Here is a 14,517-nt window from a genome sequence, read left to right as displayed (position 1 = left end):
GAGGTTCCATGACTACCGCGCGCCCGCTTGCCGAGCTGTTTCCCCGTCTCGATGAGATTCCCGCTGCCTATCAGCCGGATGCTCCGGTCGAGCAGCGCGACTATCTGGTCGATGGCGAGTTGATGCACTGGGACGGCCCGCTGGCGGAAGTTCGCAGCCCGGTGTTTCTGCGCGAGGCCGATGGCAGCGAGCGCCAGGTGGTGCTGGGCAGCACGCCGCTGCTGGATGCCGACGCCGCGCTGCGTGCACTGGACGCCGCCGTTGCCGCCTATGACTACGGCCGCGGAGCCTGGCCGACCATGCGTGTGGCCGAGCGTATCGCCCATGTCGAGGCCTTCCTGGCGCGTATGCGCGAGCAGCGCGAGGCGGTGGTCAAATTGCTGATGTGGGAGATCGGCAAGAACCTCAAGGATTCGGAGAAGGAATTCGACCGCACCTGCGACTACATCGTCGACACCATCCACGCGCTGAAGGAACTGGACCGCAGCTCCAGCCGCTTCGAGCTGGAGCAGGGCACCCTCGGGCAGATCCGCCGCGTGCCCATGGGCGTGGCGCTGTGCATGGGGCCGTACAACTACCCGCTGAACGAAACCTTCACCACGCTGATCCCGGCGCTGATCATGGGCAACACCGTGGTGTTCAAACCGGCCAAGTTCGGCGTACTGCTGATCCGCCCGCTGCTCGAAGCCTTCCGCGACAGCTTCCCGGCGGGGGTCATCAACGTCATCTACGGCCGCGGTCGCGAGACGGTCAGCGCGCTGATGGCCAGCGGTAAGATCGACGTGTTCGCCTTTATCGGCACGCACAAGGGCGCCGCCGACCTGAAGAAACTGCACCCGCGTCCGCACCGCCTGCGCGCCGCGCTGGGGCTGGATGCGAAGAACCCTGGCATCGTCCTGCCGCAGGTCGATCTCGACAATGCCGTGGAGGAGGCGGTGACCGGCGCGCTGTCGTTCAACGGTCAGCGCTGCACCGCACTGAAGATCCTCTTCGTGCATGAGGCGGTGCTCGATGGCTTCCTCGAACGCTTCGCTGCGCGGGTCAACGCGCTCAAGGCGGGCATGCCCTGGGAGCCGGGCGTGGCGCTGACACCGCTGCCGGAGCCGGGCAAGACCGATTACCTGCATGCGGTGCTGGAAGACGCCGTGGCCAAGGGCGCTCGGGTGATCAACGCCGGCGGCGGCGAGTCGCACCAGACCTTTTTCCAGCCGGCAGTGCTGAGCCCGGTGGATTCGACCATGCGTGTCTATCACGAAGAGCAGTTCGGCCCGCTGGTGCCGGTGGTGCCGTACCGCGACCTGCAGGAGGTGATCGACTACGTCACCGCCTCCGACTACGGCCAGCAGCTGTCGATCTTCGGCAACGACCCGGCGCAGGTAGGCCGGCTGGTGGATGCTTTCGTCAACCAGGTCGGGCGCATCAACATCAACGCCCAGTGCCAGCGCGGACCGGACAGCTATCCGTTCAACGGTCGCAAGAATTCCGCCGAGGGCACGCTGTCGGTACATGACGCCCTGCGCGTGTTCTCCATCCGTACCCTGGTGGCGACGCGCTTCAACGAGGCCAACAAGGAGCTGGTCGACCGGATCATTCGTGACCGCCAGTCGAGCTTCCTGACCACCGACTATATCTTCTGACGGAGCGCCACGATGGCCGCACCCGTGCTCGCCCAGCCGCTGTTGCTGGGCATGATGCGCCTGCTGGAATACCCCGAGCTGGGTGAGCCCCAGGCGTTGCTGGGCTTTATCGAACGCTGTGTGGAGCGCGGGCTGAACGGCTTCGACCATGCCGACATCTATGCCGGCGGGCAATGCGAGGCGCACTTCGGTGCGGCCCTGCGCCAGGCACCGGGACTGCGCCAGCACCTGCAGATCATCGGCAAGGCCGATATCGTGCCGGCGGGACAGGACTGCTCGCGCTGGCGGGTCAAGCACTACGACTCCAGTGCCGGCTACCTGCGCCGGGCGGTGGACGACAGCCTGGCGCGACTGGGCGTGGAACGACTCGATGGTTTCCTGCTGCATCGCCCGGACCCGCTGCTGCAGGTCGACGAGGTGGCCGAGACGCTGAACGGACTGGTCGCCAGCGGCAAGGTCGGCTGGGTGGGGCTGTCCAACGCCGGCATCCTGCATTGCCAGGCACTGGCCCAGTGCGTGCCGCTGCGCTGCAACCAGATCGAGCTGTCACTGCAGGCCCAGCACTGGGTATGGGATGGCAGCCTGCATGCATTGCAGGCTGCCGGTTTGCAGGTGCTGGCCTGGTCGCCCATGGGCGGTGGACGCTTCGGCGATCGGCTATGTAGCGCACTCGATGAAGTCGCCGCCGACCGGGGCGCCACGGCCAATCAGGTGGCGCTGGCCTGGCTGCGGCAGCTGCCCGGCCGGCCGTTGCCGATCCTCGGCAGCCTGCGCTGGGAACGGATCGAGGAGGCGCTGCTGGGCGCCGAACTGGAGCTGGACCGTCCCGCCTGGTTCTACCTGAGCGAAGCGGCCCGCGGGCATGAGGTGGCCTGAGGCAGGGACATCCGTCCGCTATCCGAGGTGGAAAATGCTTTGCAGTTTTCCACCCCACGCGGGACTCGTAGGTGGATGACGCTTCACCCATCCACCGCTGGCATCTGCGATGGTTCGGTATATCCCCGCTTAGGAACGCTATTGATCAACGGACGCTGCGAGTGGTCCAAAACGGTGCGCGGCTGTGCTAGGGTCGCATCCGCCGCGGGACGACCCGTCGGCGTGTCGAATCATGCGGGGACGGCCCTGCCGTTGCTGGAGTCATCGTCATGCATTCGGCCTGGATCATGCTGATCATCGCCGGCCTGCTCGAAGTGGGCTGGGCCATTGGCCTCAAGGCTTCCGAAGGTTTCACCCGCCCGCTGCCGAGCGTGCTCACCCTGGTGGCCATGGCCGCCAGCTTCTTCCTCCTCGCCCGCGCCATGCAGGTTCTGCCGGTGGGTACCGCCTATGCGATATGGGTCGGTATCGGTGCGCTGGGCACCGTGGCGCTGGGCATCGTCATCTTTGGCGAAAGCGCCTCGCCGGCGCGGTTGCTGAGCGTGGTGCTGCTGCTGGCCGGGCTGGTGGGGTTGAAGCTGACCGCCTGAGGCGGTGCGCATTGGTCCGCTGTGCCCAGGAGCCGGTTCGGCCACCGGGCCCCGCATCCGGTGGACTGAAGCGCCACCCGACGCTTACAGCAGCGATCGTGGGGTGGGTGACGCTCCACCCATCCACCGCAGTGTCCAGGCGTGCAAGTCGCCTCGTTCGCGCGTTGGCGGGTGGGTACTGGCGTCTTTCTGCATCGGGTGGGCTGAGGCCCAGCCGATGCGCTTGGCAGCTCTCGTCAGCACTGTGACTGCGGTTATCGCTGCTCGGCCAGATTGGGGCTCAGCGGATAATGCCGGCGGCGCCAGGATTGCATCTGCGAGCCCTTGGCCAAGCGCTCGGCGATGTAGTCGAGGGTATCCGCGATGGGCTTGCGGCCGCTCAGCATGGGCTCCATGCGGGGCGTGATCAGCGCCCAGAGACGCTTCATTTCCGGAATGTCCGGCATGATTTCGCCCGCCTGTGCCGAAGCATAGGTGTGGGCGATCAGCGGATCGTGCCGCAGGCGTTCCATCAAGGCCAGGTTGGCCACTGCGCCGAGGGGTTTCTCTGCATTGATTCGCGCCAGGCCGTCGGCGTTGGTCAGGTAGTCCTCGATGAAGCGCTGGGCTGCGGCCTTGTTCGGGCTGTTGCTGTTGATCGCGGCGGCGAGCACGCCAACGAAAGGCTTGCCCTGGCGCGCCGGGTCGGCGGTGGGAATGTCGCCGACCGCGAAGCGGATACCGGCCTGGCGGACCTCGTTCCAGGCCCAGGGTCCATTGATGATCATGGCCGTGCGCCCGTCCTTGAAGCCTTCCATCATGCTCTGATAGGTCGCGGCGGGATCGAGTAGCCCGTGGTCGAGCAGGCGCTTGATCGACTCCATGCCTTCGATGGCGCCCGGCGTATTGAGGCCGATGTCAGTGAGGTCATAGATGCCGTTGTTCTTCCTCAGGCTATAGCCGCCGCTGCCGGCAATGATCGGCCAGGAGAAATAGAGGTTGCGGTAGTCCCATTCGATGGCGCGCTTGCCCTCGGCACGCAGGCGGCGATCCAGCGTCGCCACTTCCGCCAGGCTGCGTGGCGGCACGGGTACCAGGTCCAGGTTATAGATCAGGCTGACCGCCTCGGTGGCCAGCGGATAACCGTAGTAGCGCGCGCCGATGGTCACCGCCTCCCAGGCGAACGCCGGCGCCCGCGCCAGGGCTTGCGCGCTGGGCTCCACCGGTTCGAGCAGCCCGTTGTTGATCCAGGAACCGAAGCGATCGTGGGCGAAGATGACGATGTCCGGGCCCCGGCTGGTCGTGGCGAGGCGGTCGAACTGGACCGCCAGGTCGTCGGGGGTGTCGACGGTTACCGGCATGCCGGTGGCCCTGGTGAAATCCTTGCCGATTTCGCCCAGGGCCTTGTAGCCCTTGTCCTGGTTGATCCAGATCGTCAGGGCATCACGCTCGAGCGCCAGTACCGGCGTGCTGAGCAGAAGCAGAAGGCTCAAGGCAGATCTTGTTATTTTCATGGCTGCATCCTGCGTATGAAATCGGGGCGTTCACGGCGCCCCGTACGGGTCATTTGATCTGGATACGCTCCAGCAAATGGCGTTTGGCCGTGGTATCGCCCACCCGCGCCGCCTCGTCGGCCAGGCGCAGCGCGCGTTCCAGGTCCTTCTCGGCCAGCGCGGCATCGATCGCCTGGCGGTAGTAGGCCGAGGTTTCCGGCAGCACTGCCGGGGCCGGCGCGACGGGCAGTTCGTTGCCCATCTCCTGGCCGATGCTGTAGCCCGGCACGTAGCCCTTGGCGGTCGAGCCGGCGGTGCTGTCGGGGATCATCACCAGCTTGATCACGCCGACCGGGGAGTGCTGCGCCACCGGATCGGGAATGCTCGGCGGCTCGTTGCCCAGCGCCTTGGCGTAGGCCTTGGCCGGGTGCTGCAGAACGGTCTGGCCGGTCATCTGCGCCTCGCTGGTGTAGAGGATCAGATAGCGCTCGTTGCCCGGGTGCTCCGGCTGCGAGCGGTCGATGCGCAGGCGCGCGTCCAGGCTGTCACCCTTGAGCCCGGTCGGCGGAACGTAGACGAAATCGTCGGCATCCAGCAGGCGGGTCGGGCGCATGCGGCTGTCCAGCAGCATGGCATTGGGCGCCAGCACGCTGCTGCCGGCCTGGCTGTACAGGCGCAGCTCGAACGACGGGCCGCCGGCCGGCAGCTTGAAGGCGCGCAAGAAGCTCTTGCCGGTTTCGAAGGCATAGGCCGGGGCCTGGCTGTCGATCACGACATTGCCGCTGAAGCCCGGCTCCAGCGGCTGGTACGGCAGCTGGTCGAGACCGCTGCAGCAGGACGGCGCGGCGGCCAGCGCGGCACGGGCCTGTTCGACCGAGCCTTGCAGCGGCGCCGGGCTGGCGGCGAGGGCGTCGACCCGACGCAGCGGTTCGCTACTGCAGCCGGCCAGCGCCAGGGTGATCAGCCCGGCGGCGAGAAGGGATAGAGGATGCATGGCGGTTCTCCGGATAAAAAATGCCCCGACCTGCCAGAGTCGGGGCAAAAGGCACCGTCTGGACGGTGGGAGCGGAAAGGCTGCCGTTGCGTGCAACGGCGTTCAGCCGGCGCGGTTTACCACCAGGCCTCGGCCTGGATACCGAAGGTGAGGCCGTCGTCGTCACCGGCGTCGATGGATTCGCTGGCGGCCTGGTAGCGGCCGCCGTCCCACTGGGCGTAGGTGGCGAACACGCGGATCTGCGGGCGCGCCCAGAAGCTGTTGCCGGCTGACCACTGCTGGGCCAGGGTGAGCTTCTTCAGGTCGCGGGTGCGTTCGCCGTCGGCCTGCGGATCGACGCGGTCGTAGCCGAACTCCAGCGCGGTACTCATCACGTCGCTCCACTTGTACACCGGGCGCACGCCGAAGCTGGCCCAGGTCTGCCCGGAGTCGTTGTCGAAGTCGCGGTCCTCGTAGATCTGTACGTACATCATCTCGATGTTGTCGGTCAGGCCGACCACGCCCTGGTTGACCAGGCGGAACATCTTGCCGTCGCTGTTGCCGGTGCTGTTGCGCCCGCTGCTACCGATGATGCCGTCGGTGCCGTACTGCAGGGCGAGCTTGTTGTAGCCGCCGAACCAGTTGCTCTGGGTGTGCTCGAGGGTGACCAGATGACCCTTCTGGTCCTGGTAGCCGGGGTCGCGTTCCTGCTCGTCGGTGAGGTTGGCCTTGCCGTAGTCGTAGCCCAGCTCCAGCTTGCCGCCCGGGTTGACGTCGATCTCGGCGAGGCGGAAGTCGAGGGTGTCGTTGGCCAGGTTGGTGCCGGTGCCCGAGCCCTGGTAGACCCAGTCGCCGTCGGTGTTGCGAATCCACGCGACGCTGGCCTTGGCGAAGCCCAGGTCGATGTCTTCGATACCGGCGCCGGGGCCGGAAACGTCCCAGTAGTAGTAGTCATTGATGTGCACGTCGTGGCGCTTGTAGTAGCGCTTGCCGGCCCAGATCGCCGCGCCCGGCAGGCTCGGGATGAGGTTCTTGCCGACCACGTTGAACTGGCGGATGGAGGTGGTGCCGGCCTCGTCGAAGGGGTTGTTCTCGCCGCCGTTGGTGTCGGTGCCGGTGGCTTCCCAGTCGTTACCCTGGTCGGAGCGGTAGGCGATCATGCTGTCGACGTAGAAGCTGCGGTTGCCTTCGCTCCACACCTCCTGGCCGAGGCCGATCTCGGCGTAGGTTTCGCATTCGTTGCCCAGGCGATATTTCGCCGGTGCGCCAGCAGCCTGGAAGCAGGCCTGGTCGCCGCCGCCGGCCGTGGCGCCGACGCCCGAACGCAGATAGCCGTGGAAATCGACCGCCAGGGCCGGGCCGCCGACCAGCAGGGAGGCAAGCAGGCAGGCGGGTTTTAGGACGAACAGGGGGTGCGCGGTGTGCTTCATGACGAGGTCCTTGTTTTTCTTGTTAATGCCGAACGATCACGCCGGCGCTGCCTGCTGCGGCAACGCCGATCGGTGGCGCAAAGCGTCGGGGATGGGGCCGGGAGCGCCATCCTCCCGGCCAGAGATTTCGCTGGCGCAGCTCGAGGGCGTAATCGGTATGAGTGCGGCGTAATCCCAGGGGCGGGGTCGCTACGGGTGGGGCGCAGATGATTGCCACGGGCCTTCCGCCTGGCCACTACGCCGCCTCGAACGCGCGCAGGGAGGTTGGTCGCGAGCGGGCCCGGGAGCAGCCTGCCCAGGTCGGTCGAAGGTGCGGCCGGCGTTCATCCTCATTCGGCAGTCCGTTGCCGGATACCCGCGAACAAGCACAAGAACCGGAGTATTGCGATGAGCCAGACCCTACGTGCCGCCGTATTGGCGGCGATCCTGCTGCCGTTCCCCGCCCTCGCTGACCAGGCCGGCAAGAGCCCGGCCGGGGTGCGCTACCACGGCGGCGACGAAATCATCCTCCAGGGCTTCCACTGGAACGTCGTCCGCGAAGCGCCCAACGACTGGTACAACATCCTTCGCCAGCAGGCCTCGACGATCGCCGCCGACGGCTTCTCGGCAATCTGGATGCCGGTGCCCTGGCGTGACTTCTCCAGCTGGACCGACGGCGGCAAGTCCGGCGGCGGCGAAGGCTACTTCTGGCACGACTTCAACAAGAACGGCCGCTACGGCAGCGACGCCCAGCTGCGCCAGGCCGCCGGCGCACTCGGTGGCGCCGGGGTGAAGGTGCTCTACGATGTGGTGCCCAATCACATGAACCGCGGCTACCCGGACAAGGAGATCAACCTGCCGGCCGGCCAGGGCTTCTGGCGCAACGACTGCGCCGACCCGGGCAACTACCCCAACGACTGCGATGACGGAGACCGCTTTATCGGCGGCGAGTCGGACCTGAACACCGGCCATCCGCAGATTTACGGCATGTTTCGCGACGAGCTTGCCAACCTGCGCAGCGGCTACGGCGCCGGCGGCTTCCGCTTCGACTTCGTTCGCGGCTATGCGCCCGAGCGGGTCGACAGCTGGATGAGCGACAGCGCCGACAGCAGCTTCTGCGTTGGCGAGCTGTGGAAAGGCCCTTCTGAATATCCGAGCTGGGACTGGCGCAACACGGCGAGCTGGCAGCAGATCATCAAGGACTGGTCCGACCGGGCCAAGTGCCCGGTGTTCGACTTCGCTCTCAAGGAGCGCATGCAGAACGGCTCGGTCGCCGACTGGAAGCATGGCCTCAATGGCAACCCCGACCCGCGCTGGCGCGAGGTGGCGGTGACCTTCGTCGACAACCACGACACCGGCTATTCGCCCGGGCAGAACGGCGGCCAGCACCACTGGGCGCTGCAGGACGGGCTGATCCGCCAGGCCTACGCCTACATCCTCACCAGCCCGGGCACGCCGGTGGTGTACTGGTCGCACATGTACGACTGGGGCTACGGCGACTTCATCCGCCAGCTGATCCAGGTGCGGCGCACCGCCGGCGTGCGCGCCGATTCGGCGATCAGCTTCCACAGCGGCTACAGCGGTCTGGTCGCCACCGTCAGCGGCAGCCAGCAGACCCTGGTGGTGGCGCTCAACTCCGATCTGGCCAACCCCGGCCAGGTTGCCAGCGGCAGCTTCAGCGAGGCGGTCAACGCCAGCAACGGCCAGGTGCGCGTCTGGCGCAGCGGTAGCGGCGATGGCGGCGGGAATGACGGCGGCGAGGGTGGCTTGGTCAATGTGAACTTTCGCTGCGACAACGGCGTGACGCAGATGGGCGACAGCGTCTACGCGGTGGGCAACGTCAGCCAGCTCGGCAACTGGAGCCCTGCCTCTGCGGTGCGGCTGACCGACACCAGCGGTTACCCGACCTGGAAGGGCCGCATCTCGCTGCCGGCCGGCCAGAACGTGGAATGGAAGTGCCTGATCCGCAACGAGGCGGACGCGACGCTGGTGCGTCAGTGGCAATCGGGCGGCAACAACCAGGTCCAGGCCGCCGCCGGCGCGAGCACCAGCGGATCGTTCTGACGACATGCCCGCCCGGCCTCGGCTACGCCTACGCCGGGCGGCTTCTCCCGACCCAGGGTGGGCAGGGAGGAGGCCGGCGACGGGCCGGGCCGCCGATGCTGGCACGACAACCATAAAAGCCTTCGCGCTGCGCTGTCGTATCAGGAGCTGTTCATGTTGGCCCAGACCCGCTCGACCCCTTTCCGGCTTGGCTTCCTGGCCCGGCTGTACCTGCTGATCGCCGCACTGGTGGCCTTGCTGATGCTGGTAGCCGGCACCAGCCTGGTTGCCATCGGCCGCCTGCAAGGCAATGCCGAGCAAATCTCGTCGACCGCGTCGCGTCTGCTGGTCAGCGAGAGCTTCTTCGGTACGTTGCAGAGCCTGACGCAGAACCTGTCCGACGCCCTGGCCGAGGACCGGCCTGACCAGCTCGACGGCTATGTCGGCCGGCATCGCACGCTGCAGGACCAGGCCCTCGAGCTGTTCGCCCAGCTGGAGCGGGTGACGCCGGCACATGCCGAGACCAAGCAACGCCTGGCGGCCCTGTTGCCGGAGCTCGACCGCCGCAGCCTGGCGCTGATCGATGCGCAGCGCGACCTGCTCGCGCGCGTGGGGCGCAACGCCGTCGCGCTGCGCGATCTGCAGCTGCAGTTCTCGCGGCTCAAGCAGGACCTGCTGCAGGCGCAGTTCGTTACTGGCGACGAGCTGGTCGCCTATTCCATCAAGCAGTTCATCATCCCGCTCGAGCAGGTCGAGGCGCTGCTGTTCGATGCAATCGGCGTGTCTTCGATCAAGGCACTCGATGAAGCGGGTGCGCAGATCGCGCAGCGGCTGCCGGCCCTGCGGAAGAAGCTGGACAACGTTCTCCTCGATCTGGAACCGCACCAGGACAGCCGTACCGACTACGCGCACAGCTTCCAGGCGCCGTTCGCCGCCATCGAGCAGCAACTGGCTGTGCCCGGCAATGGTGCAGTGGCGCAGTACTACGCCTGGCTGTCCGACCAGCAGGCCAACCGAGAGCAGAAACTGCAGCTCGGTCGCCTGCAGCGCCAGGCACGCGAGGACATCGGCACGCTCATCGCCAGCGCCCAGCAGGCCAGCGACAGGCAACTGGGCCTGGCCGCGCAGACCTATCGTCAGGGTGTGGCCGGCCTCTTGGCGATGGCCGGGCTGTCGATCGCGGTGGCGCTGGCCATGGGCCTGTGGCTGGGGCGCACCATGCGCATGGCCCTGGCCGCCGTCAGCGGCAGCCTGCAGCACCTGGCCGACGGCGATCTGCGCGGCGGCTGCGAGTACCAGCGCGCGGACGAGTTCGGGCGTGTCGGCGATTGGGTCAACCGGGTCGCCGGTAGCCTGCGCGACGCACTGGCCCAGCTCGGGCGCAACGCCGACGAACAGGACCAGATCGCCCGCCGCAATGCCCAGGCCTGCAGCCAGGCGCGTGCCGGGCTGGAGAAGCAGCGCAGCAGCATAGGAGCGCTCGCCGTCAGCCTGGCCGAGCTGGAGAACAGTTTTGGCGAGGTGGCGCAGCATGCCGGCGAGACGGCCACGCGGGTCGGCAGTGTCGAGGCACTGACCCTGCAGGGCAGCCAGCGGATGGCCGCGACCCGCATCGGCACGCAAGCCCTGGCCGAGCAGCTGGAAACCAGCGTGGCCGAGATCGCCAACGTGGAGGCGGTGAGCGAGCAGATCGGGCAGATTCTCGATGTGATCCGTGCGATTGCCGAGCAGACCAACCTGCTGGCGCTCAATGCGGCGATCGAAGCGGCGCGCGCCGGTGATCAGGGGCGTGGTTTCGCGGTGGTCGCCGACGAGGTGCGCGGCCTGGCCCGGCGCACGGCGCAATCGACCGGCGAGATCCAGCAGCGCATCGAACGCCTGGCCCAGGGCATCGGTTCGGCGGTGCGTTCGGTGGAGGCCAGTCGCGCGCAGATGCAGGGCACCCTCGATCAGGTCGGGCAGGCCGATCGGCTGATGCAGGAAATCCGCAGCCAGGTCGAGCACATCGCCACCATGTCGCGGGAAATCGATTCGGCCACCGGCCAGCAACGGCTCGCCGCCGAAGAGGTGTCGCGCGGCATGCATGCGATCGATGCCGCGGCCGAGCTGCACATGGACAGCGTCGTGGCGATCAGCGACAGCAGCGAACGTCAGGCGCGCATGTCCGCCGAGCAGCAGGCGCTCTGCGCGCGCTACCGCACCTGAGCGCGACCGGGCGGCGGCTACGGTCCGGCTGTCCCCGTCTGGCCTAGGCGCGCGGCACCTGCCAGCCGATGGCCTGTGCTTCGGCGCGGCGCAGCTCGTCGAGCAGGGCGGCGCGTTGCGGGGCCCGGTCATGGGCCAGGGCGTCGGCGGCGAGCAGGTCGGCGTGGCGTGCGCCAACCGTTTCCCTGAGCCAGGCCAGGCGCTGCAGTGTTTGCGGCGTGCAGGTCTGGCCGTCGAGATCGTCGGCCAGGTCGAGGCGATGCGAGCGCCAGGCCTCGCGCAGGTAGAGCGCCTCGGCCGAGCCGGCAAGGGCGGTGCGCCAGCTGTCGATCAGCCGGTCCAGCCGTTCGAGCACGGCCGGACTGGCGCCGCGGCCGGCCAGTTCGGCCCGCCAGCGCCGGTAGCGGTCCAGGGCGATCGCCTTCTCCAGGCGGAACGCCGCCAGCGCACGGGCGCTGCCGAGTGCCTCCTGGCCGAGCAGCCAGGCGAAGAACTGCCTCGTTTCGAAACGCTCGACCGGGTGGAAGCCCGGGCAGGCGAGGCCATCGCTGTTGAACTCGCGCAGCGGATCGAAGCGGTACAGGTAGCCGAAGTCGAACAGCCGGATGCGGCCGTCGTCGAGTACGTTGCCGGGGCACAGGTCCCACTCGAACAGGCCGGCCGAGGCGAGCGTGATGACGCAGTCGAACAGGTCTGCCAGGCGCGTTTCATCCCAGTCGCCGACGACCTCGCCGTCGATCCAGGGCGACAGCAGCACGCCGTGACGAAAACTCGCATAGCAGGTGTCGACGATCCCGGCGAGCGGCTCGGCCAGCTCGGGCCGGGCCTTCAGCGCGCGCAGGTCGGCGCGCCGCTGGACCTCGTTGAGAAACGAGGTCTGGCCATCGGCGTTCTGCACCAGGCAGCGCTCGCGGGCGCGCTTGAGCGTCCAGCTACGGCCTGCGGCTTCGATCCGGTAGACGTGGGCGGTGAGCCCGCCGGACAGCGTGCGACTGACATAGGATTCGCTGCCGTCGGTGGCGACCAGCGTGGCCAGCGGCAACGGGCAGTCCTGCGGCTGGCCGACTTGCAGTTCCGCTCCGCTGGCGACAAAGGCCAGCTGCGCCTGCTGGCGCGGGTTCAGGGTTGCGTTCATTGCGGGCTCCAGGCAGGGGGCGGCTGCGTCCCGGGCTGCGGCCCGGGACGGGACATTCAGGGGGTGAGCGATGCACCGGCCTGCACGACGACGATGCGGTCGTCGCCGAGCGTGCGGGCGAAGGCATAGGGCTGGCCGGACGACAGCAGTCGATGCGTACCCGCACCGATCGCCGGATGGCGCGCGCGGAACTGGCCGACCCGCTGCCAGTAATCGATCAGACCGGCGATCTCCGGGCGCTCGTGCTCGTCCCAGTTCATCGGGCTGCGCGTGCCCTGGAAGGGGTCCGAACCTGTGGGCCCGAAGGCGCGGGCGCTTTCGTCGCCGTAGTAGACCTGCACCGCGCCGGGCGCCAGCAGCAGGGCGGTGGCGAGCCCGCGCTGACGCGCCAGGTCGCCCTTGGCCAGCTGGTTGAACAGCGCGGTGTCATGCGACGAGGCATAGCTCAGCAGGTTGTGCCCGGGCGTTTCGGCCAGGCGCCTGGCATAGTCGGCGTAACTGGGCTCGGCGGCAGCCAGGCAGTCGCTGGCGGCTACGGCCTGCTTCTGGAAGTCGAAATTGATCAGCGCATCGAAACCCTGGTCGAGATAGTCGCTGGCCTCGGGGCCGTGACCGAACACTTCGCCGACCATCCAGAACGGTTCGTCGGCCATGGGATCGTCCGGGTTGGCGCGGGCCCAGTCAGCGCGGGCGCGCTCGGCCGCCACGCGCAGCTCGGCCCAGGTCGAGGGTTCGACATGCTTGACGGTGTCGGCACGGAAGCCGTCGACGCCGAACTCGCGCACCCAGCCGGTCAGCCATTCGATCAGGTAATCGCGCACCCGGTAGCCCTCGCGCGGCTCGGCTCGGGTCTGCGCCTTGTGCGCGAGAAACTCCGGCAGCGCGACGACCGCCTCGGATTCGGTGCGGAAATCTGGCAGGAAGGCGAGCGAGCCCTTGAGCGGATCGACCGTGGCGCTGGGTGGCGTGTCGTAGTCGGCGATGCCCGCCCGCACCCAGTCGCGACCCCACCAGGCGGCCCAGCTCGGATGCTCGTAGTCCACCAGGTTGTGGTAGGCGTGCAGATTCTCGTGGGCTTCCGGCTGCCAGGTTGTCCACTGCTCGGGCAGGTACTCGGCCATGCCGTCGCGCAGGGCACCGAAGCCGAGCTGCTGCATGTCCTGCAGGGTCGAGTAGCCGGGATGGTTGAGCACCACGTCGAACAGCACGCGGATGCCGCGGGCATGGGCCGCGCTGATGAGCGCGCGCAGGTCGTCTTCGCTGCCCATGTTGGCGTCGAGCTGAGTGAAGTCGAGCGCGTAGTAGCCGTGGTAACCGTAGTGGCGAAAGTCGCCGCGATCACCGCCGCCGACCCAGCCGTGGATCTGCTCGTAGGGTGCGCTGATCCACAGCGCGTCGACGCCGAGGCTGGCGATATGGTCGAGCCGTTCGGTCAGCCCCTTGAGGTCGCCGCCGTGGAAGGTGCCGATCTCCTCGGCGCCATCCGGTGCGCGGCCATAGCTGCGGTCGTTGCCTGGGTCGCCATTGGCGAAGCGGTCGGTGAGCACGAAGTAGACGATCGCGTTGCGCCAGTCGCGTGCGACCGGCTGCTCGGGCGCTTCGGCGCGTTCGAGCAGCAGCAGACCGTCACTGCCGGCGGCGGGCTGCAGCCTGACCCGGCCGTCGCGGACCACCGCCGTGGCGCCGGACAGTGCGTCGCGCAGGGTCTCGCCGTCGCGGAACACCTCGCCAACGGTCACCTCCACTGCGCCGCCCTCCCATGGCTTGCAGACCGCGGTGGCTGCCTGCGGCTCGGCGGCCTTGATCGGCAGCAGGCGCAGGGCCGGCGCGGCGCCGGTCTCGACGATCAGCCGATAGCGTCCGGCTTCAGGCACTTCGTAGCGGTAAATGCTGTCTGTGCCAAGCGGCTGACGGCGAAAGGGCGCAAGGGCCACGGCCTCGCCACTGGCCTGGGGCATGCGCAACTGCAACTGGCCGGGCGCGAGGCTGAGCTCGATGTCGTAGCGGTCGCTGGCCAGGGTATTCCAGTTCAACGGCAGCGGCTGGCCATCCAGCCGGGCAGCCAGCTCGGGATCGGCCAGTACGGGCAGCGCTAGGGTGAATCCGAGCAGCAGCGACAGGGCGGGTAGGCGGTGGGCACGCATCGAAGTGGCTCCATTATGCTTTTTTGCCACATT

At 67.9% G+C, this 14,517-nt stretch carries 10 protein-coding genes; 5 read left to right on the top strand and 5 right to left on the bottom strand.

Features of this window, described 5'->3' with window-relative positions:
• The first annotated feature begins 8 nt into the window (after window positions 1-8).
• The 3 genes from NAO55_RS07980 (at window position 9) to sugE (ending at window position 3,103) form a co-directional block, all read left to right on the top strand.
• Window positions 9-1,637 carry an NADP-dependent glyceraldehyde-3-phosphate dehydrogenase gene (locus NAO55_RS07980; protein WP_102838598.1) on the top strand — a complete coding sequence of 543 codons (1,629 nt, stop codon included), beginning with the start codon at window positions 9-11 and terminating at the stop codon, window positions 1,635-1,637.
• 12 nt (window positions 1,638-1,649) lie between these two features.
• Window positions 1,650-2,513 carry an aldo/keto reductase gene (locus tag NAO55_RS07975; RefSeq protein ID WP_102838597.1) on the top strand — a complete coding sequence of 288 codons (864 nt, stop codon included), beginning with the start codon at window positions 1,650-1,652 and terminating at the stop codon, window positions 2,511-2,513.
• A gap of 269 nt (window positions 2,514-2,782) precedes the next feature.
• Window positions 2,783-3,103: a quaternary ammonium compound efflux SMR transporter SugE gene (gene sugE, locus NAO55_RS07970; protein ID WP_045633470.1), complete on the top strand. Its 321-nt coding sequence runs from the start codon at window positions 2,783-2,785 to the stop codon at window positions 3,101-3,103.
• 254 nt (window positions 3,104-3,357) lie between these two features.
• On the opposite strand, the gene malE is transcribed toward sugE, so the two are convergent.
• From malE to NAO55_RS07955, 3 genes are all read right to left on the bottom strand, one after another.
• On the bottom strand, window positions 3,358-4,596 hold the full coding sequence (gene malE / locus NAO55_RS07965) for a maltose/maltodextrin ABC transporter substrate-binding protein MalE (protein WP_102838596.1): 1,239 nt from the start codon (window positions 4,594-4,596) through the stop codon (window positions 3,358-3,360).
• 49 nt (window positions 4,597-4,645) lie between these two features.
• Entirely contained in the window at window positions 4,646-5,569 is a 924-nt protein-coding gene (locus tag NAO55_RS07960) for a MalM family protein (protein WP_102838595.1), read from the bottom strand.
• Between the two features lie 116 nt (window positions 5,570-5,685).
• Window positions 5,686-6,978, bottom strand: coding sequence for a maltoporin (locus tag NAO55_RS07955; RefSeq protein ID WP_102838594.1), 1,293 nt, complete (start codon window positions 6,976-6,978; stop codon window positions 5,686-5,688).
• Between the two features lie 387 nt (window positions 6,979-7,365).
• Between NAO55_RS07955 and mta the strand changes: the two genes are divergently transcribed.
• Together mta and NAO55_RS07945 are read left to right on the top strand one after the other, a co-directional pair.
• Window positions 7,366-9,021 (top strand): glucan 1,4-alpha-maltotetraohydrolase, encoded by a 1,656-nt coding sequence (gene mta, locus NAO55_RS07950; RefSeq protein ID WP_102838593.1) that lies wholly within the window; start codon window positions 7,366-7,368, stop codon window positions 9,019-9,021.
• A gap of 153 nt (window positions 9,022-9,174) precedes the next feature.
• On the top strand, window positions 9,175-11,205 hold the full coding sequence (locus NAO55_RS07945) for a methyl-accepting chemotaxis protein (protein WP_102838592.1): 2,031 nt from the start codon (window positions 9,175-9,177) through the stop codon (window positions 11,203-11,205).
• Window positions 11,206-11,248: 43 nt separating this feature from the next.
• Here the strand turns inward: NAO55_RS07945 and NAO55_RS07940 are convergent, their stop codons facing one another.
• Together NAO55_RS07940 and NAO55_RS07935 are read right to left on the bottom strand one after the other, a co-directional pair.
• On the bottom strand, window positions 11,249-12,340 hold the full coding sequence (locus tag NAO55_RS07940; RefSeq protein WP_102838591.1) for a protein kinase family protein: 1,092 nt from the start codon (window positions 12,338-12,340) through the stop codon (window positions 11,249-11,251).
• A 56-nt stretch (window positions 12,341-12,396) separates the two neighbouring features.
• Window positions 12,397-14,484 (bottom strand): alpha-amylase, encoded by a 2,088-nt coding sequence (locus tag NAO55_RS07935; protein WP_102838590.1) that lies wholly within the window; start codon window positions 14,482-14,484, stop codon window positions 12,397-12,399.
• Window positions 14,485-14,517 lie beyond the last annotated feature (33 nt).

Source organism: Stutzerimonas frequens, assembly GCF_024448335.1.
GTDB lineage: Bacteria > Pseudomonadota > Gammaproteobacteria > Pseudomonadales > Pseudomonadaceae > Stutzerimonas > Stutzerimonas frequens.
This window is presented reverse-complemented; position numbering and strand designations above follow the sequence as displayed.